At 69.9% G+C, this 23,433-nt stretch carries 26 protein-coding genes; 18 read left to right on the top strand and 8 right to left on the bottom strand.

Annotated elements, in window-relative coordinates:
* The first annotated feature begins 18 nt into the window (after positions 1-18).
* Both ACFQS9_RS22760 and ACFQS9_RS22755 read left to right on the top strand, forming a co-directional pair.
* Positions 19-777 (top strand): endonuclease/exonuclease/phosphatase family protein, encoded by a 759-nt coding sequence (locus ACFQS9_RS22760; protein ID WP_378408830.1) that lies wholly within the window; start codon positions 19-21, stop codon positions 775-777.
* A gap of 73 nt (positions 778-850) precedes the next feature.
* Positions 851-1,177, top strand: coding sequence for a hypothetical protein (locus ACFQS9_RS22755; RefSeq protein WP_378408829.1), 327 nt, complete (start codon positions 851-853; stop codon positions 1,175-1,177).
* A 6-nt stretch (positions 1,178-1,183) separates the two neighbouring features.
* Here the strand turns inward: ACFQS9_RS22755 and ACFQS9_RS22750 are convergent, their stop codons facing one another.
* A complete protein-coding gene (locus tag ACFQS9_RS22750; RefSeq protein ID WP_027499959.1) occupies positions 1,184-1,486 on the bottom strand; it encodes a type II toxin-antitoxin system VapB family antitoxin in 303 nt (100 codons plus the stop codon).
* Between the two features lie 200 nt (positions 1,487-1,686).
* Between ACFQS9_RS22750 and hrcA the strand changes: the two genes are divergently transcribed.
* The 4 genes from hrcA (at position 1,687) to ACFQS9_RS22730 (ending at position 5,553) form a co-directional block, all read left to right on the top strand.
* Positions 1,687-2,721, top strand: a complete 1,035-nt coding sequence (hrcA, locus tag ACFQS9_RS22745) for a heat-inducible transcriptional repressor HrcA (RefSeq protein ID WP_378408828.1) — start codon at positions 1,687-1,689, stop codon at positions 2,719-2,721.
* A 92-nt stretch (positions 2,722-2,813) separates the two neighbouring features.
* On the top strand, positions 2,814-3,965 hold the full coding sequence (gene dnaJ, locus ACFQS9_RS22740) for a molecular chaperone DnaJ (protein ID WP_378408827.1): 1,152 nt from the start codon (positions 2,814-2,816) through the stop codon (positions 3,963-3,965).
* A gap of 18 nt (positions 3,966-3,983) precedes the next feature.
* Positions 3,984-4,745 carry a 16S rRNA (uracil(1498)-N(3))-methyltransferase gene (locus ACFQS9_RS22735; RefSeq protein ID WP_378408826.1) on the top strand — a complete coding sequence of 254 codons (762 nt, stop codon included), beginning with the start codon at positions 3,984-3,986 and terminating at the stop codon, positions 4,743-4,745.
* Positions 4,746-4,779: 34 nt separating this feature from the next.
* The gene (locus tag ACFQS9_RS22730) at positions 4,780-5,553 is read left to right on the top strand and encodes an alpha/beta hydrolase family protein (protein WP_378408825.1); all 774 of its coding nucleotides are present in this window, start codon (positions 4,780-4,782) and stop codon (positions 5,551-5,553) included.
* A gap of 1 nt (position 5,554) precedes the next feature.
* Here ACFQS9_RS22730 and ACFQS9_RS22725 read toward each other — a convergent pair whose 3' ends face one another.
* Together ACFQS9_RS22725 and ACFQS9_RS22720 are read right to left on the bottom strand one after the other, a co-directional pair.
* Complete coding sequence (locus ACFQS9_RS22725; protein WP_378408824.1) at positions 5,555-6,427, bottom strand: SMP-30/gluconolactonase/LRE family protein; 873 nt, start codon at positions 6,425-6,427, stop codon at positions 5,555-5,557.
* Positions 6,428-6,481: 54 nt separating this feature from the next.
* Positions 6,482-8,068: an MFS transporter gene (locus ACFQS9_RS22720; RefSeq protein ID WP_378408823.1), complete on the bottom strand. Its 1,587-nt coding sequence runs from the start codon at positions 8,066-8,068 to the stop codon at positions 6,482-6,484.
* A gap of 136 nt (positions 8,069-8,204) precedes the next feature.
* Between ACFQS9_RS22720 and ACFQS9_RS22715 the strand changes: the two genes are divergently transcribed.
* The 6 genes from ACFQS9_RS22715 (at position 8,205) to era (ending at position 13,365) form a co-directional block, all read left to right on the top strand.
* Positions 8,205-8,870: a TetR/AcrR family transcriptional regulator gene (locus ACFQS9_RS22715; RefSeq protein ID WP_378408822.1), complete on the top strand. Its 666-nt coding sequence runs from the start codon at positions 8,205-8,207 to the stop codon at positions 8,868-8,870.
* A gap of 219 nt (positions 8,871-9,089) precedes the next feature.
* Complete coding sequence (locus ACFQS9_RS22710) at positions 9,090-10,091, top strand: PhoH family protein (protein ID WP_378409053.1); 1,002 nt, start codon at positions 9,090-9,092, stop codon at positions 10,089-10,091.
* Between the two features lie 61 nt (positions 10,092-10,152).
* On the top strand, positions 10,153-10,695 hold the full coding sequence (ybeY, locus tag ACFQS9_RS22705) for an rRNA maturation RNase YbeY (protein WP_378408821.1): 543 nt from the start codon (positions 10,153-10,155) through the stop codon (positions 10,693-10,695).
* Between the two features lie 34 nt (positions 10,696-10,729).
* Entirely contained in the window at positions 10,730-12,052 is a 1,323-nt protein-coding gene (locus tag ACFQS9_RS22700; protein WP_378408820.1) for a hemolysin family protein, read from the top strand.
* The gene (locus ACFQS9_RS22695; RefSeq protein WP_378408819.1) at positions 12,045-12,455 is read left to right on the top strand and encodes a cytidine deaminase; all 411 of its coding nucleotides are present in this window, start codon (positions 12,045-12,047) and stop codon (positions 12,453-12,455) included. The genes ACFQS9_RS22700 and ACFQS9_RS22695 overlap by 8 nt, the downstream gene beginning before the upstream one ends.
* Positions 12,445-13,365: a GTPase Era gene (gene era / locus ACFQS9_RS22690; protein ID WP_378408818.1), complete on the top strand. Its 921-nt coding sequence runs from the start codon at positions 12,445-12,447 to the stop codon at positions 13,363-13,365. Before ACFQS9_RS22695 ends, era begins: the two co-directional genes overlap by 11 nt.
* Here era and ACFQS9_RS22685 read toward each other — a convergent pair.
* The gene (locus tag ACFQS9_RS22685; protein ID WP_378408817.1) at positions 13,362-13,943 is read right to left on the bottom strand and encodes a TetR/AcrR family transcriptional regulator; all 582 of its coding nucleotides are present in this window, start codon (positions 13,941-13,943) and stop codon (positions 13,362-13,364) included. The two genes, era and ACFQS9_RS22685, sit on opposite strands and share 4 nt — an antisense overlap.
* 3 nt (positions 13,944-13,946) lie before the next feature.
* Entirely contained in the window at positions 13,947-15,350 is a 1,404-nt protein-coding gene (locus ACFQS9_RS22680) for an amidase (protein WP_378409052.1), read from the bottom strand.
* Between the two features lie 141 nt (positions 15,351-15,491).
* Between ACFQS9_RS22680 and ACFQS9_RS22675 the strand changes: the two genes are divergently transcribed.
* The 5 genes from ACFQS9_RS22675 (at position 15,492) to ACFQS9_RS22655 (ending at position 20,144) form a co-directional block, all read left to right on the top strand.
* A complete protein-coding gene (locus ACFQS9_RS22675; protein WP_378408816.1) occupies positions 15,492-16,358 on the top strand; it encodes an alpha/beta fold hydrolase in 867 nt (288 codons plus the stop codon).
* Between the two features lie 60 nt (positions 16,359-16,418).
* Positions 16,419-17,267, top strand: coding sequence for a DNA repair protein RecO (gene recO, locus ACFQS9_RS22670; protein WP_378408815.1), 849 nt, complete (start codon positions 16,419-16,421; stop codon positions 17,265-17,267).
* A complete protein-coding gene (locus ACFQS9_RS22665) occupies positions 17,224-18,036 on the top strand; it encodes an isoprenyl transferase (protein WP_378408814.1) in 813 nt (270 codons plus the stop codon). The genes recO and ACFQS9_RS22665 overlap by 44 nt, the downstream gene beginning before the upstream one ends.
* Positions 18,033-18,434, top strand: a complete 402-nt coding sequence (locus ACFQS9_RS22660) for a hypothetical protein (protein WP_378408813.1) — start codon at positions 18,033-18,035, stop codon at positions 18,432-18,434. Before ACFQS9_RS22665 ends, ACFQS9_RS22660 begins: the two co-directional genes overlap by 4 nt.
* A gap of 255 nt (positions 18,435-18,689) precedes the next feature.
* Positions 18,690-20,144, top strand: a complete 1,455-nt coding sequence (locus ACFQS9_RS22655; RefSeq protein ID WP_378408812.1) for a glyceraldehyde-3-phosphate dehydrogenase — start codon at positions 18,690-18,692, stop codon at positions 20,142-20,144.
* Positions 20,145-20,194: 50 nt separating this feature from the next.
* Here ACFQS9_RS22655 and ACFQS9_RS22650 read toward each other — a convergent pair whose 3' ends face one another.
* Positions 20,195-20,614, bottom strand: a complete 420-nt coding sequence (locus ACFQS9_RS22650) for a Fur family transcriptional regulator (RefSeq protein ID WP_378408811.1) — start codon at positions 20,612-20,614, stop codon at positions 20,195-20,197.
* Positions 20,611-20,955: an ArsR/SmtB family transcription factor gene (locus tag ACFQS9_RS22645; protein ID WP_465269946.1), complete on the bottom strand. Its 345-nt coding sequence runs from the start codon at positions 20,953-20,955 to the stop codon at positions 20,611-20,613. The genes ACFQS9_RS22650 and ACFQS9_RS22645 overlap by 4 nt, the downstream gene beginning before the upstream one ends.
* A gap of 221 nt (positions 20,956-21,176) precedes the next feature.
* Between ACFQS9_RS22645 and ACFQS9_RS22640 the strand changes: the two genes are divergently transcribed.
* On the top strand, positions 21,177-22,568 hold the full coding sequence (locus ACFQS9_RS22640) for a glycine--tRNA ligase (protein ID WP_378408809.1): 1,392 nt from the start codon (positions 21,177-21,179) through the stop codon (positions 22,566-22,568).
* A 248-nt stretch (positions 22,569-22,816) separates the two neighbouring features.
* Here ACFQS9_RS22640 and ACFQS9_RS22635 read toward each other — a convergent pair whose 3' ends face one another.
* Positions 22,817-23,410, bottom strand: a complete 594-nt coding sequence (locus tag ACFQS9_RS22635) for a TetR/AcrR family transcriptional regulator (RefSeq protein ID WP_378408808.1) — start codon at positions 23,408-23,410, stop codon at positions 22,817-22,819.
* Positions 23,411-23,433 lie beyond the last annotated feature (23 nt).

Here is a 23,433-nt window from a genome sequence, read left to right as displayed (position 1 = left end):
CCCGACTAGGGTTCGGCCATGGATGCGCGCCAGATCACCGTCGCGGCATGGAATGCGGAGTGGGCGACCGGGTCCAGCCCGCGCGGCATTCGGGTGGCAGCGCGCCTGCGCGACGTGGCCGCGGACCTCATGGTGGTGACCGAGGGCAGTCGCGACCTGCTGCCGCCCGGTGGGCATGCGATCGATGCTGGAACGGATTGGGGTTACGCCTCGCCGCCGCATCGGCGCAAGACGATGCTCTGGTCGCGGTGGCCGCTGACCGAGGTGGCGCCGATAGGCGAGGGCGCGGGCAAGGGCAGAGTGGTGGTGGCCGAGACCGAGTCGTCGATCGGGCGGATCCGGGTCCTCGCGGTCTGCATCCCGTGGGCCAGTGCCCACGTCAGCACCGGGCGCCGAGACGCGAGCAACTGGTCCGAGCACCTCGAGTGCTGCGACCAGATTCAGCAGCTGGCCTCGGGATTCGACCCGCGCGTCCCGACCGTCGTCGCAGGCGATCTCAATCAGCGCGTCCCTCGCGGTCGGCAGCCGATTCGGGTGGCGCAGCGGCTCGCGGACGTTCGGGGTCCCTGGCAGTTACACACGGCCGGTGAGATCGAGCACGGTCCGCTGATCGACCACATCGCGTCGGATCTTGCCTGCAGCGCGGTGCAGGCCTGGCCCGGCCACGACGACGACGGCCGGCTGAGCGATCACGCAGGCGTGGTCGCTCGGTTGCATTCGGGGGACATCCAGTCCGATCTCGCTCCTAGTGGGGAAATTCGCGACACCAAGGGCTGAGGGATTTCATCTCTCGGGCACGCGCACCGCTTGCGACACTTGTGTTCTCCCACAACGCGATTGGATGCAAGAGATGTACCTTCGACGAATCACGACAACCCTCGCACTCACGGCCGCCGCCGCCGCGACGCTCGGGCTCGCCGGCGCCAACGCCGCGCCGCTGCCGCTCGGGCCGGCCCCGGCAGCGGACACGCGGGCCGGTCTCCCGATAACCCAGACCGGCGGAGACGGGGGTCTCGAATGGATCCTGGAGCTCCTCGGTCCGATCCAACTCACGCCGCCGACCCCCACGCCCCCGCCGCCGCCCGATCCCGAGCGGGAGTCCAAGCCGAGGCAGGAAACCACGCCCGCGCCCCTGTGTATCCCGATCCCGATCTTCGATCTCGACCGGTATTGCTAGGTCGCGTCAGCGGATCGCGTCGTAGTCGAAGACCCGCGCGTGCAGGACGACCCTGTTGCGCAGGGCGGAGCGGACCGCGCGGTGCAGGCCGTCCTCCAGGTAGATCACGCCGTCCCAGAGCACCGCGTGCGGGAACAGGTCGCCGTAGAAGGTGGAGTCCTCGGACAGCAGGCGGTCCAGCTCCAGGACCTTGGTGGTGGTCACGATCTCGTCGAGGCGCACCTGTCGCGGCGGGATCTTCGACCAGTCTCGGATCGACAGCCCATGGTCCGGGTACGGCTTGCCGTCCCTCACTCCCTTGAAGATCATCGGTGCTTCCGTCGCGGTAGTCGGGGGTGCGCGGTCGGCACCTGGCGCCGTTCGCGCACCACACACAGTAAGGCCTAGGGGGGAGTGCCCGGCAGGGCGATTAGACTGGTAGCCGGTCGCGGGGGTGTGAACCACGTCGGCCGTGACGATGGTCTCGCCGGACTTCCGGACGGGGGAGTTGGGTGACGGAGGTGGCCGCTGTGTCGAGTACCGATGAACGACGCTTCGAGGTGCTGCGCGCGATCGTCGCCGACTACGTCGCCACCCAGGAACCGATCGGCTCGAAGGCCCTCGTCGAACGCCACAACCTGGGCGTCTCCAGCGCCACCGTGCGCAACGACATGGCCGTCCTCGAGGCCGAGGGCTACATCGCCCAGCCGCACACGAGTTCCGGCCGGGTGCCGACCGACAAGGGATACCGGCAGTTCGTGGACCGGATCGCGGACGTCAAGCCGCTCTCGCCCGCCGAACGCCGCGCCATCCTGGAGTTCCTCGAATCCGGCGTCGACCTGGACGACGTGCTCCGCCGGGGGGTGCGGCTGCTGGCCCAGCTGACCCGGCAGGTCGCGGTCGTGCAGTATCCGACCCTCTCGTCCTCCTCGGTCCGCCACCTCGAGGTGGTCGCGCTGACCCCGGCCCGGCTGCTGCTGGTGCTCATCACCGACTCCGGCCGCGTGGACCAGCGCATCGTCGAACTGGGCGACGTCATCGACGACGAGAGCCTGTCCCGGCTGCGGGACCTGCTGGGTGGCGCGCTGGAGGGCAAGCGCCTGGCCGCCGCCTCCATCGCGGTCTCGGAGCTCGCCGCCGACGCCCCGGACCACCTGCGCGACGCGGTGGTCCGCTCGGCGACCGTGCTGATCGAGACCCTCGTCGAGCACCCCGAGGAGCGACTGGTCCTGGGGGGCACCTCGAACCTGACCCGCAACGCGGCGGACTTCACCGGGTTCCCCGGTTCGCTGCGGTCGGTCCTCGAGGCGCTCGAGGAGCAGGTGATCGTGCTCAAGCTGCTGGCCGCCACCGGCGACGCGGGCAAGGTGACCGTCCGGATCGGCGAGGAGACGCAGATGGAGCAGATCCGCGGCACCTCGGTGATCACCACCGGTTACGGCGCGGGCGGCAACGTCTTCGGCGGCATGGGCGTGCTCGGTCCCACCCGGATGGACTACCCGGGAACAATCGCCTCGGTCGCCGCCGTTGCGAGGTATATCGGCGAGGTGCTCGCCGAGCGCTGACGCGCGCGGTGGCCGGGCCCGAGCGCTGACCCCGCGAGCAGGACTTTCATTGACAGCTGGATCTGATCGACAACGAGGACGAGAGACTTAACGTGGCACGGGATTACTACGGACTGCTGGGCGTCAGCACCAAGGCGACCGATCAGGAGATCAAGCGGGCGTACCGCAAGCTCGCCAGGGAGCTGCACCCGGACGTCAACCCCGACGAGGAGGCGCAGGCCCGGTTCAAGGACATCTCGACCGCCTACGAGGTGCTCTCCGATCCCGAGAAGCGCCGCATCGTCGACCTCGGCGGCGACCCGCTGTCCCAGGGCGGGGGCGGCGGCGCCGGCTTCGGTGGCGCCGGCTTCGGCGGCGGCCTCGGCGACGTGTTCGAGGCGTTCTTCGGCGGTGGCGGCCAGACCAGCCGCGGACCCCGCGGCCGCGTCCAGCCCGGTGCCGATTCGCTGCTGCGGACGAAGCTGACCCTCGAGGAATGCGCCACCGGCGTCACCAAGCACATCACCGTGGACACCGCGATCCTGTGTGACGTGTGCACCGGCTCCGGCACCAACGGCGACTCCAAGCCCGTGACCTGTGAGACCTGCCGCGGCGCGGGCGAGGTGCAGTCCGTGCAGCGCTCGTTCCTCGGCCAGGTGATGACCTCCCGTCCGTGCCCGACCTGTCGCGGCGCGGGCGAGACCATCCCGGATCCCTGCCACAAGTGCGGCGGCGACGGCCGGGTGCGGGCCCGCCGCGACATCGCCGTGAAGGTCCCCGTCGGGGTGAGCGGCGGCATGCGGATCCGGCTCGCGGCGCAGGGTGAGGTCGGCCCCGGCGGCGGCCACGCCGGCGACCTCTACGTCGAGATCATCGAGCAGCAGCACGACGTCTTCGTCCGCGACGGCGACGACCTGCACTGCACGGTCCGGGTTCCGATGGTCGACGCGGCGCTCGGCACCACCGTCACCGTGGACACGATCATCGACGGCCCGACGGAGATCACCATTCCCGCGGGCACCCAGCCGGGCAAGGTCGAGTCGGTGCGCGGGCACGGCATGCCGAAGCTGCGCTCGGGGGTGCGCGGTGACCTGCACGCGCACCTGGAGGTCGTGGTGCCCGCGCGCCTCGACGGCAAGCAGGCCGCGGCGTTGCGGGAGTTCAAGGACCTGCGCGAGAAGGACCACGCCGAGGTCGTGACCACGGCGTCACAGCACAACGGCGGTCTGTTCTCCCGGCTCCGCGACGCGTTCAGCGGTCGCTGACGGGTCGGGCGAACGGTCATGGCCGCCACGGTCTTCTATCTGGATCCCCTGCCCGCGGTCGGCGAGGTCGCCGTGCTCGACGGCAAGGAGGGCAGGCACGCCGCCACGGTGCGCCGGATCGGGGTCGGTGAGCGGCTGGTGCTCTCCGACGGGCACGGCGGCACCGCGGACGCGGTGGTGACCGAGGTCGGCAAGGATCGGCTCGAGCTGGAGGTGAGCGCCCGAGGCACCGTGCCCGCCCCCGCCCCGATCGTGACGGTGGTCCAGGCGTTGCCGAAGGCCGAACGCTCGGAGCTCGCGGTCGAACTGGCGACCGAGGCGGGCGTGGACGCGATCATCCCCTGGCAGTCCGCGCGCTGCGTGGCCCGCTGGGAGGGCCCCAAGGTCGACAAGGGCGTGGCCCGGTGGCGCGCCGTCGCGGCCGCGGCCGCCAAACAGTCCCGGCGGGCGTACATCCCGGAGATCGAGCAGCTGCACCGGACCGCGTCGGTGGTCGAGCGGGTGCGCACCGTCACCGCCGCCGGCGGCGTGGTCGCCGTGCTGCACGAGTCGGCCACGACGGCCCTGGCGGAGCTGCCGCTGGCGACCGCCGCCGAGGTGCTGCTGGTGGTCGGCCCCGAGGGCGGCCTGGACGACGCGGAGGTCGACGCGCTGACCACGGCGGGGGCGGTCGCGGTGCGGCTCGGGCCGACGGTCCTGCGCACCTCGACGGCGGGCGCGGTGGCGCTCGGCGCGATCGGGGTGCTGACCGACCGCTGGTCGGCGAGGCCGCTGCAGTGAGCGTCAGCGAACGCAGAATGCCTGTGCAGTAACCATGCCGCGCCAACGCATCGACTACGGACCGGAGCCGGCCCAGTTCGGGCACCTGTACCTGCCCGCCGACCCGGTCGCCAACCCGGTGCCGGTGGTGATGCTCATCCACGGCGGCTACTGGAGTGCCGACTTCCACCTGAACCTCGCGACCTCCCTCGCCATCGAACTGGCGCGGCTCGGGGTCGCCTCGTGGAACGTCGAGTACCGGCGGGTCGGCGCCGGCGGTGGCTGGACGCAGACCAGCGCCGACATCGAGGCCGCGCTGGCCGCGGTCGGCGACCTGCTTCCCGCGCACGCCTCGATCCCGCTCGACCTGGACAACGTCCGGATCGTCGGCCACTCCGCGGGCGCGCAGCTGGCCTTGTGGGTTGCCGGACAGCGGGATTCGCCGGTCCGTCCCGAGCGGGTCGTCGCGCAGGCCGGTGCGATGGACCTGGCCGCGCGCGCGGCCGGTCGCACCGCCGGGGCCGCCCTCGCGGCGTTCTTCGGGGCGCGATACGAGGATGCCCCGCAGCTCTATCGCGACGCCTCGCCCGTCCACCGGATCCCCATCGGGGTCCCGGCGGTCTGCATCCACGGCGCCGAGGACATCCAGGTTCCGGCCGCCGCCAGCCGCGCCTACCGGGACGCCGCGGTGGCGGCGGGGGACACGGTGGCCTTCTGGGAGGTGCCCGGCGAGGGCCACAACGACTTCCTCGCCCGCGGTTCCCGCAGCTGGGACCTGACCCTGCGCGCCCTGCTCGACGAGGATCCGTGGTCGGCACCGCCGGCGTGAGTCAGGGCCGCAGCCCAGGCCACCCCGCCCCCGGGGCGGGCGCGGGCGTGCTGATCACCGTGCCGTCCCACGCCGTGTGGTCCGCGAAGTGCTCGACTCCCGGCCACTGCGCCGCGACGACGAAGAGGGTGGCGCCGACATCCCCGCCGAGCATGCAGGCGAACGCGCCGCGGTCGAGTTGCACCCGATCGGTGACCTGACCACCCTCCGCCACCCGCACGCAGCACCGGTCGCCGACGTCCGCGTACCAGGCGGCACCCTCGCTGTCGAGGCAGATGCCGTCGGGTGAGTGGTCGCCGACGTCGGCCCAGACCCGACGGTTCGTCAGCGAACCGTCGGGTGCGATGTCGAAGGCGGTGAGCCGGTGGCGGTAGGACTCGGCGACGATGAGCGTGGCATTGTCGGCGGTGACCGCCATGCCGTTGGGGAAGGCCAGGTCCTCGGCGACCACGCGTGCCCGTCCGTCCGCGGTGACCAGCGCCACGAATCCGGGTGCGGTCCCCGCCGCGGGCGGCCCGGCAGCGATGTCGAAGTTGATGTTGTTGACGTAGGTGTTTCCCCGGCCGTCGACGACGATGTCGTTGCTGCCGTAGGGCGACAGCGCCGACAGGTCCGCGTAGTGCGTGAGGGTCCGGTCGGGGGACAGGAGCAGCAGCGCCCGCTCGGGGCCCGAGGCGAGCACCGGTGCCCCGTCGGGCAGAAAGTCGAAGCACAGCGGCAACGACCGGTGCTCGACCACGGCCTCGATCCGGCCGTCCTGGTCGATCGCGTGGATCACCCCGGCGGTCCAGTCCGCGAACCACAACCGGCCGTCGTGCCAGCGTGGGGATTCGAGCTGGCCGAAGCCGTTCGCCAATGTCTGCGTCACCCGCATGATCCGCCTCCCGTTGGGTCCCCTGGGGAGGTAGACCGCTCGGCGGGGCGAAACTCATCGAATATGCGTCGACCGCCCGGGCAGGATCACCGCCACCAGCACCGCGCCAACGGCGAGCGCGATCCCGCCGACCAGGCTCGCGCTCACGATCGCGTCCGCGAACGACGTGGAGGCGGCCTCGAGTAGCGGCTGCGCATACGAGACCGACAGCGGATTGCCGGCCAGTTCCTGCGCGACGAGCGCCGCGCCGCCGACCGACTCCCGCGAGACCTCCATCGCGTAGTCGGCCTGCGCGGCGAGATCCCCGCCGAGCTGGGGGAGCGGCGCACCGTCGATGAAGCCGGCGATCGAGTCCTGGTAGCTCGCGGCCAGGACGGACCCGAGGATCGCGATGCCCAGCGATCCGCCCAGTTCGATGGCCGTGTCGTTGAGTCCGCCCGCGGCGCCGAGGTCCTTGTCGGGGAAGCTGCCCATGATCGCGTCGGTGGCGGGCGGCTCGCTCAGTCCGATGCCGACACCGAGCAGGACCAGCGGGACGAGGAAGTCGAGGTAGCCCGAGCCGCCGTCGACCCGGACCAGCAGCAGCACGCCTGCCGCGGCGAGGACCATGCCGGCCACGACCGCGTTGCGGACGCCGATGCGCGGGGTGATCCGACCGCTCAGGACCGCGCCGGCCGACACTGCCGCCGCGAGGGGCAGCAACCGGATACCGGTCTCGAGCGGGCCGTACCCGAGCACGAACTGGAACTCCTGGGCGATGAAGTAGATCGCGCCGAACGCGGAGAGGAACAGCAGCATCACCGCGAGGGTCGAGCCGCCGACGGTGCGTTCGCCGAGCTTGCGCACGTCGAGCAGCGGCTGCGGGTGCCGCAGCTCCCAGGCGACGAACGCCGCGAGGCCGACCACGGCGATGGCCGCACCCGCGAGGGGCCCAGCGCCCCAACCGAAGTGGAAGCCGTTGATGATCGCGTAGACGAGCGCGCCGATCGCGACCACCGACAGCAGGCCGCCGATCCAGTCGATGCGGCCGAGTCCCTCCGCGCGGGACGGCGGCACGAGGACCATCGCGGCGACGGCCGCGACGGCGGCGATGGGGACGTTGATCAGGAAGGTCGCGTTCCAGGAGTGGCTCTCGAGGATCCAGCCCGCCAGCAGCGGTCCGAACGCGATGGCCAGACCCGAGGTGGCCGCCCACGCCGCGATGGCGCGCGAGCGCTCGGACTTGGGGAAGGTCGCGACGAGCAGGGACAGCGTCGCCGGCATGATGATCGCAGCGCCGACGCCCATGATCATCCGGGCCGCGATCACCGCGGTCGTGGTGTCCGCGAGGCTGCCGAACACCGCGCCGCCGCCGAACACCAGCAGGCCGGTCAGCAGCGCGCCGCGGCGGCTGTACTTGTCGCCGATCACACCGGCCAGCAGCATCAGCGCGGCGTACGGGACGGTGTAGCCGTCGATGACCCATTGCAGCTGCGAGCTGGTCAGCTCGAGGTCCCTGGTCATGTCCGGTGCGGCCACGATCAGTGCGGTGTTGGCCATGACGACGATCAGCAGGCTGAGGCACAGCACCCCGAGCGCGGCCCAGCGCCAGCGGTAGGGCTGCTCCATGCGGGAGACCGGTTTGGTCGCGAGGGTTGTCATGTTCGGCGCTCCGTTCGGCGTCGGCCGGCCCGGGATCGGGACCAATTGCACAGTAATGTGCAAGTTAATATCTTGCACACTGCTGTGCAACTATGCTTGACGCAGATCACAACGGGCGGCGAGAGGTGGAAGCGGGGTGGCGGAGCCGGTCAGGCGTCGGCGCAGCGAGGCGCGGGCCAATCGGACGCGCATCATCGACGCCGCGATCGGCGCCTTTGCCGCCGATCCGGACGCGAGCATGGACGACGTCGCCCGCGCGGCCGGCGTGGTCCGCCGCACGGTCTACGCGCATTTCCCCAGCCGGGAGGCGCTGGTCGAGGGCATCGCGGACGAGGCCTCGGGGGCGCTCGTCGCGTCGTTCGACGGGGGCGTTCCCCTGCCGGCGCGTCCCGACCTCGCGGTCGCGGTGCTCGCCCTGCTGAGCTGGCCGATCGGCGACCGATTCCGGATGCTGCTGACCTTCGCGCGCAAGGAGCTCGGCGAGCAGCGAATCCTCGACCGGATGGAACCGGCCCGGGCGCCGAGCATCGCGATCGTCGAGCAGGGTCAACGCGACGGGATCTTCTCGTCGTACCTTCCCGCCGGGCTCCTGGTCGCGATGACCGAGGCCGTCACGATGACGCTGCTCGAGCAGGCCAACAAGGGCGGGGTCAACGATTCCGGGGAGTCGTTCGGCGTCGTCTCGCTCGTGCTGCTCGGGGTCTCGCCCGAGCGTGCGACGGAGTTGGTCGACGAGGCGCGGGCGTGGATCCGCGACGCGGCGGACGCGCAGGCCCCCGCGGCTGGTCCTGACCGGCGGTAATGGTGTGGGCGGCGCGAACGACCCGCGATAGACTTCGAAGTATCAGGGCGGCCCAGCCCGCCGGGACACGGGACCAGGAAAGCAGGCCATAGCTACCACGTGAGTGCAGACAGCGACATGGGCGATCAGTCGGACGACGCGGGGGGACGCGCTTCGCGCGCAGGGGCGAAGGCCAACAACAGCCAGGACCGCCCGGCGCAGCGCACGGTGCGGTCGAGCATGGAGGTCTCACCCGACGCGGTCCTCCCGCTGCTCGGCTCCTCGGATCAGAATCTGAAGGAACTCGAACGCGCCCTCGACGCAGACATTCACGTCCGCGGCAACGCGATCACCCTCACCGGCAGGGCCGCCGATGTCGCGCTGGCCGAGCGGGTGATCGGCGAGCTGATCGCCGTGGTCGGCGGCGGCAACACCCTGACCCCGGACGCGGTGCGGCGCAGCATCGCGATGCTCACCGAGGGTGTCGCCGAATCGCCAGCCGAGGTCCTCAGCCTCGACATCCTGTCCCGGCGCGGCAAGACGATCCGCCCGAAGACCGTCAACCAGAAGCGGTACGTCGACGCGATCGACGCGAACACCATCGTCTTCGGGATCGGCCCCGCGGGCACCGGCAAGACCTACCTCGCCATGGCCAAGGCGGTGCAGGCGCTGCAGAGCAAGAACGTCAGCCGGATCATCCTGACCCGGCCCGCGGTCGAGGCGGGGGAGCGGCTCGGTTTCCTGCCCGGCACGCTGCACGAGAAGATCGACCCGTACCTGCGGCCGCTGCACGACGCGCTGCACGACATGATGGACCCCGAGGCCATCCCGAAGCTGATGCAGGCCGGCGTCATCGAGGTCGCCCCGCTCGCCTACATGCGTGGCCGCACCCTCAACGACGCGTTCATCATCCTCGACGAGGCGCAGAACACGACCGCCGAGCAGATGAAGATGTTCCTGACCCGGCTCGGGTTCGGGTCCAAGATCGTCGTCACCGGCGACGTGACCCAGGTGGACCTGCCCGGGGGAGCCCGGTCCGGGTTGCGTGCGGCCTCGGAGATCCTGACCGACATCGACGACATCCACTTCGCGGAACTGACCAGCGCGGACGTGGTGCGGCACCGTCTGGTCTCCGACATCGTCGACGCCTACGACCGGTTCGAGACCGAGCGGATCGACGAGGTCAAGCTCGGCAACCGCTCGCAGCGACGGGCGGCGCAGGCCCGCTCGACGCGCCGCTGACCGTGGCCACCCAGCCCCAGCCCCATTTCCGCCGCCGGCGGCCCCGAGGAGAACGACTGTCATGAGCATTGAGGTATCCAACGAGTCCGGGATCGACGTCTCCGAGGGAGAGCTGATCAGCGTCGCCCGGTTCGTCATCGCCCGGATGGACGTGCACCCGGCGGCCGAGCTGTCGATGGTGCTCGTCGACCTCGACACGATGGCCGACCTGCACATGCGGTGGATGGACCTGCCGGGTCCGACGGACGTGATGTCCTTCCCGATGGACGAGCTCGAGCCCGGCGGGCGGCCCGATGCCCCCGAGCCGGGACCGGCGATGCTCGGCGACATCGTGCTCTGCCCGGCCTTCGCGGCCGACCAGGCCGCCAAGGCCGGCCACTCCACCGCGCACGAGCTGGCGCTGCTCACGGTGCACGGTGTCCTGCACCTGCTCGGCTACGACCACGCCGAACCGGAGGAGGAGAAGGAGATGTTCGCGCTGCAGAACAGCCTCCTCGCCGATTGGTACGACGACCTGCGCCTGGCCGAGCGGGAGGCCGAACTGGCCGCCCGTGACCGGAGGCTGCTGGGCAAGACCGGGTTCTTCGACGGCCCCGAGCAGTGAGGCGTAGCCGAACTGTGTCGATCGGCGCAGCACAGTGAGTGACGAGCTGGTCCAGATCCTGCTCGCCGCGGTTCTGGTGCCACTCGGCGGGCTGTTCGCCGCCGTCGACTCCGCCCTCAACACGATCTCGCGCGCCCGGGTCGAGGACATGGCGAAGGACTCGCGCCCTGGTGCGCAGCGCCTGCTCGCGGTCGTGTCGGACCGGCCCCGCTACGTCAATCTCATGGTGTTGCTGCGGATCCTGGCCGAGATCACCGCCACGGTCCTGCTGGCTGCCGCGCTGCTCGACCTGCTCGAGCGGACCTGGGCCCTGGTGATCACCGCCACCATCATGGTGCTCATCGACTACGTCGCGATCGGGGTGGGGCCGCGCACCATCGGCCGTCAGCACGCCTACTCGATCATGCTGGCCGCGGCGCTGCCATTGCAGGCGATCGGCGTCGTGTTCTCCCCGATCAGTCGGTTGCTCATCCTGATCGGTAACGCGCTCACCCCCGGTAGGGGCTTCCGCAACGGGCCGTTCGCCTCCGAGATCGAGCTGCGCGAGCTGGTCGACATGGCGCAGGAGCGCGGCGTGGTGGCGGACGAGGAGCGCCGGATGATCCAGTCCGTGTTCGAGCTCGGCGACACCCCGGCCCGGGAGGTGATGGTCCCGCGCACCGAGATGGTGTGGATCGAGGCCACCAAGTCCGCGGGTCAGGCCACCTCGCTTGCCGTGCGCAGCGGGCACTCCCGGATCCCGGTGATCGGGGAGAACGTGGACGACGTGCTCGGCGTCGTGTATCTCAAGGACCTCGTCCAGAAGACGTACCACTCCACCGACGGAGGCCGTGGCGTCACCGTCGCCGAGGTGATGCGCCCGCCGGTGTTCGTGCCGGACTCCAAGCCTCTCGACAGCCTGCTCGCGGAGATGCAGCGGGACCGCAACCACATGGCTGTGCTCGTCGACGAGTACGGCGGGATCGCCGGGCTGGTCACCATCGAGGACGTCATCGAGGAGATCGTCGGCGAGATCGCCGACGAGTACGACACCGGGGAGATCGCGCCGGTGGAGGAGCTCGGCGACGGTCGATACCGGCTCTCCGCCCGCCTGCCCATCGAGGATCTCGCCGAGCTGTTCGATGTGGAGATCGACAACGACGAGGTGGAGACGGTCGGCGGGCTGCTCGGATACGAGCTCGGCAGGGTGCCGCTGCCAGGCTCGGAGATCGCCACCGCAGGGCTGATGCTGCGCGCCGAGGGCGGAAGCGACGTCCGTGGCCGCGTCCGGATCACTACTGTTCTTGCGTGGAGGGCACCCGCACCGGACACCGACGTGAACGGCGATGACGAGGGAGACGAGGGCCGACATGACTGAGCATCTCGACGAGGAGGACGCCAAGCTGGTGGTCCTCGCCCGCGGCGCGATGGGACGAACGGGTGGGCGGCAGGGGGCCGCGGTGCGTGACCTCGACGGTCGCACCTACGCCGCAGGCCCGGTCTCGCTCGACGCACTGACCCTCACCGCGCTGCAGGCAGCGATCGCCGCGGCACTCTCGAGCGGCGCGGAGGGCTTCGAGGCCGCCGCGGTGGTGGGCGACCTGCCCGGCAGCGCCGCGGAGATCGTCACCGCCGTCCGGGACACCGAGCCCGGCGTCCTCGCCCTCACCGAGGTGACGGCGTCCGCCAAACTCATCGCCGCCCGAGCCGACGGCTCGGATCCGTACGTCATGGGCCGGGGGCCCTACCGACCCACTTCTGGAGATGCCCATGAGCACTGAGACCGAATTCCGTTCCGGCTTCGTCTGTTTCGTCGGACGCCCGAACACCGGTAAGTCGACGCTGACCAACGCGCTGGTCGGCAGCAAGATCGCGATCACCTCGTCGCGACCGCAGACCACCCGGCACACCATTCGCGGCATCGTGCACCGCCCGAACGCCCAGCTGATCCTGGTCGATACGCCGGGCCTGCACCGGCCGCGGACGCTGCTCGGTCAGCGGCTGAACGACCTTGTGCGCGACACCTATTCCGAGGTCGACGTGATCGGCCTGTGCATCCCCGCGGACGAGAGAATCGGCCCCGGCGACCGCTGGATCCTGGAGCAGGTCCGGCAGATGGCGCCGAAGACCAAGCTGATCGGCATCGTCACCAAGATCGACAAGGTCAGTCGGGAGAAGGTCGCCGAGCAGCTGCTGGCGTTGTCGAAGGTGCTCGGTCCCGAGACCGACGTGATCCCGGTGTCCGCGGCGTCGGGGGAGCAGGTCGAGATGCTGGTCGACCTGCTCGCGAAGTCGATGGACGAGGGTCCGGCGTTCTACCCGGACGGCGAGATCACCGACGAGCCGGAGGAGACGCTGATGGCCGAACTCATCCGCGAGGCCGCGCTCGAGGGGCTCGGCGACGAGCTGCCGCACTCGCTGGCCGTCGTGATCGAGGAGGTCATCGAGCGCGAGGGCCGCACCGAGAAGCAGGGCGAGATGCTCGATGTGCACGCGCTGCTCTATGTCGAGCGCCCCAGCCAGAAGGGCATCGTGATCGGCAAGGGCGGGGCCCGGTTGCGCGAGGTCGGCACCAAGGCCCGCACCCAGATCGAGCGGCTGCTCGGCACCCGGATCTTCCTGGAGCTGCACGTCAAGGTCGCCAAGGACTGGCAGCGCGACCCGAAACAGTTGGGCCGCCTCGGCTTCTAAGTCGGTGGCGGCTGCTGCGCGAGCATCGCGCCGCCGATCAGCATCATGATCGCGGCCGAGACGTCCTGCCCGTCCGTGCCGGTCGCCAGCCTGCGCAGCTGCAGGCCGGCGATGGTGGCGACCATCGGCGGCGCGACCGTCGCGGCGTTCGGCACCCCGAGCGCCTCGAGGATGGTGACGGTCAGGGTGTCGTAGGCCGCGAAACACTGGTCGGCGGCCGCGCGCAGCGCGGGGTCTCGGCCGGCCTGGATGTAGAGCTCGAACGGTGCCATCCGCTCGGCGTCGAACGCGAGGTCCCTGACCACCTGTTCGGTCAGCGCCGCCGCGTCCTGCAGGCTCAGGCCCTTGTCCCGGTACTGCTCCGCCAGGTCGGTCAGCCGGGCGGTCTCGTCGGTGACGAATCCGAGCAGGGCGTCACGGAGCAGGTCGGTCTGGCTGGGGAAGTGGTAGGTGATCGATCCCAGCGAGACCTCGGCCTGCGCCGCGATTCTGCGGTTGGTGACGGCCGCGATGCCGTCGGTGCCGATGATGTGCAGGACCGCGGCGAGAATCCGCTCCCGCACCGGGGTCTCGCTCATCTGTCACCACCACTGGTCGGGACGTTCACGGTCCCAACGTAGTTCACGTTCGAGCTGTGCGGCGAGCGAGACCAGCATCGGTTCGGTGTTGTCGTGGCCCATCAGCTGCACCCCGCGCGGCAGACCGTCGGAGGTGAACCCGGCGGGCACGTTCACGCTCGGCCAGCCCAGCACGTTCCACGGCCAGGTGTACGGGCAGGCCGCGGTGATCACCTTGTCCGTCTCGAAGTGCCCGATGCCGTCGATCGCGTCCACCGGCGGCGGCGGGGTGGCGGTGGTCGGGGCCAGGATGACGTCGAAGTCGTTGAAGATCGCGCCGATCCGCCTGCGCATGCGCGGCTCGGCGGCGCGGGACGCGCGCAACGGCAGGCCCCCCAGTAGCCTGCCGGTGCGCGCGTTGGACAGGGTGCGCGGGTCGAGCAACGTCGGGTCCGGCACCCGCGAGCGCCACTGCTCGAGCCCCGCCATCGACCGCGGCAGGAAGTTCGTGCCCAGCAGCAGCCCGTAGGCGGGGTCGGCCACGGTCACCTCGTGGCCCAGTCGGCGCAGCGCGTGCGTGGTGGCACCGATCGCCTCCTTGATCTCGGGGTGCAGCGTCCGGGGCGTGGCCGTGTAGGGGATCTTCAGCGACAGCGCGATCCGGAGCCTGCCGGGCTCGCGGTCGACGGCGTCGCGGACGGTCACCGGCGGCGGCTGGTGCAGGTCGCCGTCGTGGCTGCCGGAGACGAGGTCGAGCAGCAGTGCCGCGTCCGCCACGGTGCGGGCCAGCGGACCGATCACGGTGATGCCGTAGAACGCCTCCGGGTCCGGCCAGGTGGAGATCCGGCCGCGTTGCGGCTTGATGCCGACCAGGTTGGTCCAGGACGCGGGGATCCGGACCGAGCCCGCGCCGTCCGAACCCAGTGCGGCGGGGACCAGCCCCGCGGCGACCGCGGCGGAGCTGCCGCCCGAGGAGCCGCCCGGGGTCCGGTCGCGCGCCCACGGGTTCCTGGTGTGACCGAAAGTCCCTCCGGTGAGGGGCCACTGACCCAGTTCCGGGCTGTTCGTCTTGCCCACGATGACCGCGCCCGCCGCCCGCAGCCTGCGCACCACCTCCGAGTCGACCGTCTTGGCGGGGAACTCGCCGGGGCAACCGAACGCGGTCGGCTCGCCGGTGACGTCGACGTCGTCCTTGACCGCGATCGGGACGCCGAGCAGGGGGAGCCGTTCGCCCGCCTCGAGCCGACGGTCGGCCTCGGCGGCCTCCGCGAGCGCGGCCTCGCGGCGCACCACCCGGAACGCGTTCAGTGTCGGCTGACTGGCGTCGATCGCGTCCAGGCTGCGGCGCACCAGGTCGACGGACGTGGAGGCGCCGGTTGCCAGCGAGTGCGCCGTCTCCTCGAGTCCGAGTTCTCGGGTGTCTTCCATGTGTGTGCTCACGCCGCGCCTCCCCATCACTGTTCGTTCGAACGAACAGTACCTCCGGCCGGGCCGCGCCGCCAGGTTTTCGGGCCCGAAAGCGTGGCCGGGTGAGTAGTTTTGGGCCCAGCGCCGAACATCGGAGGAGTCATGAGCGATGCCCTGAACGCCTGGGAACGCCGTGGGCTCCACCTGGAGGTCGGTGGGAACCGGATCTTCGTCGTCGAGGTCGGGTCGGGGCCCGGGGCTCCGCTCGTGATCGTGCACGGGTTCCCCGGGTCGTCGCACGACTTCGCGCAGGTGGCGGAGCGGCTCGGGTCCGGTCGGCGGGTGGTACTGCTCGACCTGCTGGGGTTCGGGCTGTCCGACAAGCCGACCGCGGCCCGCTACTCGCTGTTCGAGCAGGCGGACCTGGTGGAGGCCGTGCTCGGCCGGATGGGCATCGCCCGCTGCGTGCTGATCGCCCACGACATGGGCGACACCGTGGTGGCCGAGCTCCTGTACCGCCACAATCTCGGGATCCTGGGATTCGTCCCCGAGCAGGTCATCCTGACCAACGGCTCGATCTTCATCGACCTCGCGCACCTGACGTCCGGCCAGCGCGCGATGCTGCGACTGCCCGCTCGGGCGCTGCCGTTCACGCCCCCGCGATGGCTGCTGGCCCGCGCGATCGACCGCAGCTTCTCGCCGCGCGCGCCCGCTCCGGCCGGCGCCATCGACGCCCTGATCGAGGCCATCGAGCGCGACGGCGGCGGGCGGCTGCTGCCCCGCCAGAACCGCTACATTCTCGAGCGCCGGGCGCATCAGAGTCGCTGGACCGCCGGACTGGTGGAGTACCGGGAGCCGCTGGCGCTGCTGTGGGGCGAGTGCGACCCCATCGCCACCCCCGACATGCCGGCGCGGCTGCTCGAGCTGCGTCCCGCCACCGCGGTGACCGTGCTGCCCGACGTCGGGCACTGGCCGCAGCTCGAGGCACCGGAGCGGCTGGTCGAGCTGATCGAGCACCGGCTCGGGTGACGCGGTTCGCCCCGGGGTCGGGTGTCGGGGAATGTCCCCGCACCGTGGGACACTTTCCCGGTGAGGTTGTACCGGGACCATGCGGTGGTGTTGCGCCAGCACAAGCTGGGCGAGGCGGACCGCATCGTCACCCTGCTGACCCGCCAGCACGGCCTGGTGCGGGCGGTGGCCAAGGGTGTGCGCCGCACCAAGTCGAAGTTCGGGGCCCGTCTCGAGCCGTTCGCGCACATCGACGTGCAGCTCTACCCCGGCCGCAACCTCGACATCGTCACCCAGGTGCAGACCCTGGACGCCTTCGCCGCGGACATCGTCGACGACTACGGCCGGTACACCACCGCCTGCGCGGTGCTCGAGACCGCCGAACGGCTCGCGGGTGAGGAGCGTGCCCCCGCGCTGCGGCTGCATCAGCTCACCGTCGGCGCGCTGCGCGCGGTGGGGGAGCAGGTTCGACCACCCGAACTGATCCTCGACGCATTCCTGTTGCGGGCCATGGGTTTCGCCGGTTGGGCTCCCGCTCTGGAGGAGTGTGCGCGGTGCGCCGCCCCCGGCCCGCACCGGGCCTTCCACGTGGCGGCGGGCGGGGCGGTGTGCGTGCACTGCAGGCCGCCGGGCTCGGCGACCCCGTCCCCGGGCGTGCTCGACCTGATGGACGCCCTCGCTCGCGGCGACTGGGCGTACACCGAGACCGCGCCCGCGGCGATCCGTGGGCAGGCCAGCGGGCTGGTCGCCGCGCACCTGCAGTGGCACCTCGAACGCCAGCTGCGCACCCTCCCGTTGATCGAGCGGTCCCGGCCGCACGCAGCGGTGGAGTCCGATGCCGCGGATCCGCGGGCGGTGGCGGGCGCACGCGGTCCGGTCGGGCAGGATGGTGACCGTGATTCGACGACGCGAACCGCAAGCTCCGCCTAGCCGCGCGATCCGGCCCCCGGCCCCGCACCCGTCCGGCGCCCGGCCGCCGATCCTGCAGCCCGAGCTGATCCCGCGGCACGTCGCGCTGGTGATGGACGGCAACGGCAGGTGGGCCCAGGAACGCGGACTGCCGCGCACCGCCGGCCACGAGCGCGGCGAGGCGGTGTTGATGGACACCCTCGAGGGCTGCATCGAGATCGGCGTGAAGTGGCTCTCGGCGTACGCCTTCTCCACTGAGAACTGGAAGCGCAGTCCCGAGGAGGTGAAGTTCCTGATGGGCTTCAACCGGGACGTGATCCGGCGTCGGCGCGACGAGATGCACGAGATGGGCGTGCGGGTGCGCTGGGCCGGGCGCCGACCCAGGCTGTGGGCCAGTGTCATCAAGGAGCTCGAGGTCGCCGAGGAGCTGACCGCGCACAACACGACGATGACCCTGACGATGTGTGTGAACTACGGCGGGCGGGCCGAGATCGCCGATGCGGCACGGGAGATCGCGCGTCGGGTGGCGGCGGGGGAGCTGAACCCGGAGAAGGTGACGGAGGCGACCGTCGCGAGGTATCTCGACGAACCCGACATGCCGGACGTCGACCTGTTCCTGCGCCCCTCTGGCGAGCAGCGGACGTCGAACTTCCTGATCTGGCAGTCCGCGTACGCCGAGTTGGTGTTCCAGGAGAAGCTGTTCCCGGACTTCGACCGCCGCGACCTGTGGGCCGCCTGCGTCGAGTACGCCTCGCGGGACCGACGCTTCGGGGGAGTGAAGCAACAGTGAGCGCTGGGACCGCGCAGGTGCTGCAGGACCGCGCCCGCGATGCGCTCGCGCACTTCGTCGACGTGCGTGAATCCGACGACGGGTCACTGGGTTTCGAGTACGCGGGTGCCCTGTGCTCGCTGCGGGCGGTGAACCTCGCGCCAGGCCTCGACGTGCTGTCGGTGACGGCGGTGCTGGCCTGGGACCGGCCGGTCAAGCCCGCGCTGCACAAGAAGGTCGCCGAGAAGAACTCGATGATGCAGTTCGGGTCCATCACGGTGATCACCCGCGGCAAGCTGGCCGACGTGATCCTGCGCTACACCTTCCCGGCCGCCGGGCTGGGCGACGAGGCTCTGACCACGATGCTGCTGCTGGTGCTCTCCGGCGCCGACCAGGGTCGGCAGGGGTTGCTGCCCTAGTGGCTGCGCGGAGCGCACCACCTGTCGGATGCGGGTAGAGGTCGAATGTTGCGGTGACGGGTTTCGGCGACCGTCGTGTCGACCCGAGAAGGCGCTTCCATATGCTTGATCCGCGCGCGTTGGTTCTCCGTGCCGGTCGTGACGTGGTTCTCAGTGATCCACATCGCTATCGGCAGCATGACGCGCGTCTCATTCAGCCCGGTATCCAACCCACCGACACACCATATGGCCCCACGAAGGCCGCAGAGGAGCGCAGTGAGCACGGCGGAACTGACCCAGTGGAACTCCGAGGAGGCTCTTGCGGAAGCGATGATCCCGATCATCGGCGGCCTGCACCGGCGACACTCGGTGACCATCCTGCTTCACAGTCGCTCACTGGTGAACAAGTCGGTCATCAGCATTCTGCGAACCCATCGCTTCGCCCGACAGATCCGCGGCGACGAGCTGTCCGTCGAGGAGACGTTCCCGTTCCTCGAGGCGCTGACGGACCTCGATCTTCGGCCCTCGAAGATCGACCTCGGACTGCTGGTGACGGCCTACCGCGCCAACGGCGGCGGGGCATCGATCGCGGAGTTCGTTGCGCGAAGCCTCGCCGATCTGGTCGGCGGCGCCCAGACGAGCCCTGCGCAGCCTCAGGACGTGATCCTCTACGGATTCGGGCGCATCGGTCGACTCGTGGCTCGACTGCTCATCGAGAAAGCCGGCTCAGGCAATGGGCTGAACCTGCGTGCCGTGGTGGTCCGGAAGGGGGGCAGCGACGACCTGGTCAAGCGAGCCTCGCTGCTGCGCCGCGACTCCGTCCACGGGCAGTTCAACGGCACGATCAAAGTCGACGCCGAGAACAATGCGCTGATCGCCAACGGCAACGTCATCAAGTTCCTCTACAGCGACGACCCGGCGAATCTCGACTACACCCAGCACGGTATCGACAACGCCATCCTGATCGACAACACCGGAATCTGGCGTGATCGTGACGGATTGTCGAAGCACCTGCGCCCGGGAGTGGCGAAGGTGGTGCTCACCGCGCCCGGCAAGGGCGACGTGCCGAACATCGTGCACGGCGTCAATCACCGCGACGTCGATCCGACCGAGCGCATCGTGTCGTGCGCATCCTGCACCACCAACGCCATCGTCCCGCCGCTGAAGACCATGGACGACGAGTTCGGCGTTTCGCGGGGCCACGTCGAGACCGTGCACTCGTTCACCAACGACCAGAACCTGCTGGACAACTACCACAAAGCCGATCGGCGTGGTCGATCGGCGCCCTTCAATCTCGTGCTCACCGAGACCGGCGCCGCCTCGGCGGTGGCAAAGGCGCTCCCCGGCCTGAAGGCCAAGATCACCGGTAACTCCATCCGCGTTCCCACCCCGGACGTGTCCGTCGCCATCCTGCACCTGCAGCTGGGCCGTGAGACGACCAAGGATGAGGTGCTCGAGCATCTCCGCCAAGAGTCGCTCACCGGGGCGCTGAGTCGGAACCTCGACTACACCGCTGCCACCGACGCCGTGTCGAGCGACTTCATCGGCTCGCGTGCAGCGTGCATCGTCGACGCGAACGCGATGATCGTCGACGGCGACACTGCCATTGTGTACGTCTGGTACGACAACGAGTTCGGCTACTCGTGTCAGGTTGTGCGCACCGTGCAGTACCTGTCCGGTGTGGAGTATCCCGTCTATCCCGCGCTCGACGTCGCCGTCACGGCTAGCTGAGGCGCACGACGTTCTGCCGGTAGCGATCTGGATCGCTACCGGCAGAACGGCTACGAGGTGCAGTTGCGGCAGGTGCCGAAGATCTCGACGGTGTGGCTGACGTCGGTGAAGCCGTTCTCGTCGGCGATGGACTGCGACCACTGCTCGACCGTCGGGCCCTCGACCTCGACGGTGAATCCGCACGTCCGGCAGACCAGGTGGTGGTGATGACCGGAGGAGCAGCGGCGGTACACCGACTCTCCGGTGTCGGTGCGCAGGACGTCGACGGTGCCGGCGTCGGCCAGCGTCTGCAGCGTGCGGTAGACCGTGGTCAGGCCGATGCCCTCGCCGCGCTTGCGCAGTTCGTCGTGCAGATCCTGCGCCGAGCGGAACTCGTCGATCTCGTCGAGGAGCGCGGAGATCGCGCTGCGCTGCTTGGTGGCGCGCACGCCGACCACGACGGGGCTGCGCCGGTCGTCCTTCTCGGTCACGGTCTGGGTCCTTCCTCTGCGTGGGCGACGGCGTCGATCACGATGTGGGCGAGGTGGTCGTCGACGAGTCGGTAGAACACCTCGCGGCCGTTACGTTCGCCGCGGACGACACCGGCCGCCTTGAGCACCCGTAGGTGCTGGCTGATCAAGGGCTGGGTGACCCCGAGCGCCTCGACCAGTTCGTGCACGCAGCGCTCGGCGTCGCGCAGTTGCAGCACGATGGCGATCCGCACGGGTGCGGCCAGGGCGCGCAGGATCTCGCCCGCCGCGCTCAGCGTGTCCTTGCCCGGCAGGGCGGCGGGCGGCGCGCCGCCGGACGGCACGTGCTCGGTGGTGTCCACATGGAGGTCGTCGGCATCGCTGATGCTCACCTTCGGTCACCTCCACGTCGGATCCGGTGGGCCTGCCCGCGCCACCTTATTGCAAATCGATTCCATTTTGATATGCATGGATGCGCATGTCAAATGGGGAGATTTCGGTCGGCTCGGCGGGACAGATAGGCTGGGGGCCAGAAAAACGCACGTGACCGCAGCATCTATTACCCAGATGGAGAGCTCCCCAAGTGGCACCCAAGTCCATGATCGAGACCGTCGCCAACCTCGCCAAGCGCAGGGGGCTCGTCTACCCCTGCGGTGAGATCTACGGCGGGACCAAGTCGGCCTGGGACTACGGGCCGCTCGGCGTCGAGCTGAAGGAGAACATCAAGAAGCAGTGGTGGCGCAACATCGTCACCAGCCGCGACGACGTCGTCGGCCTCGATTCGTCGGTGATCCTCCCGCGCGAGGTGTGGGTGGCGTCCGGGCACGTGGGGGTCTTCAACGATCCGCTCGTCGAGTGTCTGCACTGCCACAAGCGGCACCGCCAGGACCACCTGCAGGAGGCCTTCGCGGAGAAGAAGGGTCTGGACAACCCCGACGAGGTGTCCATGGACCTCATCGTGTGCCCGGACTGCGGCACCGTCGGCCAGTGGACCGAGCCCCGCGACTTCAACATGATGCTCAAGACGCACCTCGGACCGATCGAGACCGAGGAGGGCCTGCACTACCTGCGGCCCGAGACCGCGCAGGGCATCTTCGTCAACTTCGCGAACGTGCTCACCACCTCGCGCAAGAAGCCGCCGTTCGGCATCGCCCAGATCGGCAAGAGCTTCCGCAACGAGATCACCCCCGGCAACTTCATCTTCCGCACCCGCGAGTTCGAGCAGATGGAGATGGAGTTCTTCGTCAAGCCGGGCGAGGACGAGCAGTGGCACCAGTACTGGATCGACACCCGGCTCGCCTGGTACACCGACCTCGGCATCGACCCGGAGAACCTGCGGCTGTACGAGCACCCGGCCGACAAGCTCTCGCACTACTCGACCCGCACCGTCGACATCGAGTACCGCTTCCGGTTCCAGGGCAGCGAGTGGGGCGAGCTCGAGGGCGTCGCCAACCGCACCGACTTCGACCTCAAGACCCACTCGGAGCACTCGGGCACGGACCTGAACTACTTCGACCAGGCCAGCGGTGAGCGGTACACCCCGTACGTCATCGAGCCGGCGGCGGGCCTGACCCGCTCGCTGATGGCCTTCCTGGTCGACGCCTACTCCGAGGACGAGGCGCCGAACGCCAAGGGTGGCGTGGACAAGCGGACCGTGCTGCGACTGGACCGTCGCCTCGCCCCGGTCAAGGCCGCGGTGCTGCCGCTCAGCCGCAACGCCGACCTCACGCCGAAGGCCAAGGACCTGGCGGCGCTGCTGCGCAAGAACTGGAACGTCGAGTTCGACGACGCGGGCGCCATCGGACGCCGCTACCGTCGCCAGGACGAGATCGGCACCCCGTTCTGCATCACGGTCGACTTCGACACCCTCGACGATCACGCCGTGACGATCCGCGAGCGCGACACGATGGAGCAAGAACGGGTCTCGCTCGACAAGGTCGAGGGATACCTGGCCCAGCGGCTGATCGGCGCCTGAGTTCTGTAAGGGTCTGTCCCCGGGCCGCTGCGGCACGGGGGCAGACCCTTCACGGTCGTTCGTCCCCGACCAGGGGACACCACTGCCACTGGACGAGCGCAAGACCCGGTTGAGCTCGGACGAGGGTCTCGGATTCCATCCGCCGATGAACTGAACGGGATGTCCGGATCACGTCACCGTCGGCGATTCTGCCGCACGACGGCAATCGCACTTCGGTGACCCAGCTGACCCGATGATCGGTTCTGGCACTAGGGGTTCGGACGCAGGCGGGTGTCGGGGTTTGTGGTGTGCAATTCATCGAGCATGGCAGCCCATCTGTCGGCGACAAGCCGACGGCGACGCGAGTCATCGTTGAGCATGCCGGCGAGTCCCAGGCCGCGGGCGGAGTCGAGAAATGCCTGCACCGTGGTTCTGACCGTGGGATCGTTTCCGTCAAGTCGCAGTAGTTCGATCAGTGCCCAGAATCCGCGCGCACCGACTTCCAACTCCATGGCCGCGACCCGTGAACGCAGTGTCGGGTCGTCTGAGGCCGCGACGCACAGTTGCAGCGCAGCGGTGAAACTGGTGCCCTGGTGCAATTCGATGATCGTGTGAACGATCGTTCGGGTGCGTTCTCCATCGGGGTAGTCGGCGTGCTGGAGTGCCTCGATCTCATGGATCCGCGTGTCCATGATGTGTTGGACGGACGCGGTGAACAGTCCGTCGCGGTCCTTGAAGTGGTGTTGCACTGCGCCACGGGTGACCCCCGCGCGCGCGGCGACCTCGGCGACGCTCGCGTGTCGCCAACCACGGGTGGCGAGCACCTCGAGCGCCGCCTCGACGATGCGCTGGTAGGTTGCCATTCCATTCTCGTTCTGCGGGCGAC

The sequence above is a fragment of the Rhodococcus daqingensis genome (assembly GCF_042665615.1).
Lineage (GTDB): Bacteria > Actinomycetota > Actinomycetes > Mycobacteriales > Mycobacteriaceae > Rhodococcus_G > Rhodococcus_G daqingensis.
The sequence above is the reverse complement of the archived record's forward strand: the minus strand, read 5'-3'. Positions and strand labels throughout refer to the sequence as shown.

Bases quoted from the DNA above. Each gene is read 5' to 3' on its own strand.
- ACFQS9_RS22680 (WP_378409052.1), bottom strand. From the start codon at position 15,350: ATGGAAGACACCCGAGAACTCGGACTCGAGGAGACGGCGCACTCGCTG.
- ACFQS9_RS22685 (WP_378408817.1), bottom strand. From the start codon at position 13,943: ATGAGCGAGACCCCGGTGCGGGAGCGGATTCTCGCCGCGGTCCTGCAC.
- ACFQS9_RS22735 (WP_378408826.1), top strand. From the start codon at position 3,984: ATGGCCGCCACGGTCTTCTATCTGGATCCCCTGCCCGCGGTCGGCGAG.
- ACFQS9_RS22695 (WP_378408819.1), top strand. From the start codon at position 12,045: ATGACTGAGCATCTCGACGAGGAGGACGCCAAGCTGGTGGTCCTCGCC.
- ACFQS9_RS22755 (WP_378408829.1), top strand. From the start codon at position 851: ATGTACCTTCGACGAATCACGACAACCCTCGCACTCACGGCCGCCGCC.
- ACFQS9_RS22665 (WP_378408814.1), top strand. From the start codon at position 17,224: ATGGTGACCGTGATTCGACGACGCGAACCGCAAGCTCCGCCTAGCCGC.
- ACFQS9_RS22720 (WP_378408823.1), bottom strand. From the start codon at position 8,068: ATGACAACCCTCGCGACCAAACCGGTCTCCCGCATGGAGCAGCCCTAC.
- ACFQS9_RS22760 (WP_378408830.1), top strand. From the start codon at position 19: ATGGATGCGCGCCAGATCACCGTCGCGGCATGGAATGCGGAGTGGGCG.
- ybeY (WP_378408821.1), top strand. From the start codon at position 10,153: ATGAGCATTGAGGTATCCAACGAGTCCGGGATCGACGTCTCCGAGGGA.
- ACFQS9_RS22710 (WP_378409053.1), top strand. From the start codon at position 9,090: ATGGAGGTCTCACCCGACGCGGTCCTCCCGCTGCTCGGCTCCTCGGAT.
- era (WP_378408818.1), top strand. From the start codon at position 12,445: ATGAGCACTGAGACCGAATTCCGTTCCGGCTTCGTCTGTTTCGTCGGA.
- ACFQS9_RS22635 (WP_378408808.1), bottom strand. From the start codon at position 23,410: ATGGCAACCTACCAGCGCATCGTCGAGGCGGCGCTCGAGGTGCTCGCC.
- ACFQS9_RS22725 (WP_378408824.1), bottom strand. From the start codon at position 6,427: ATGCGGGTGACGCAGACATTGGCGAACGGCTTCGGCCAGCTCGAATCC.
- ACFQS9_RS22730 (WP_378408825.1), top strand. From the start codon at position 4,780: ATGCCGCGCCAACGCATCGACTACGGACCGGAGCCGGCCCAGTTCGGG.
- ACFQS9_RS22750 (WP_027499959.1), bottom strand. From the start codon at position 1,486: ATGATCTTCAAGGGAGTGAGGGACGGCAAGCCGTACCCGGACCATGGG.
- ACFQS9_RS22675 (WP_378408816.1), top strand. From the start codon at position 15,492: ATGAGCGATGCCCTGAACGCCTGGGAACGCCGTGGGCTCCACCTGGAG.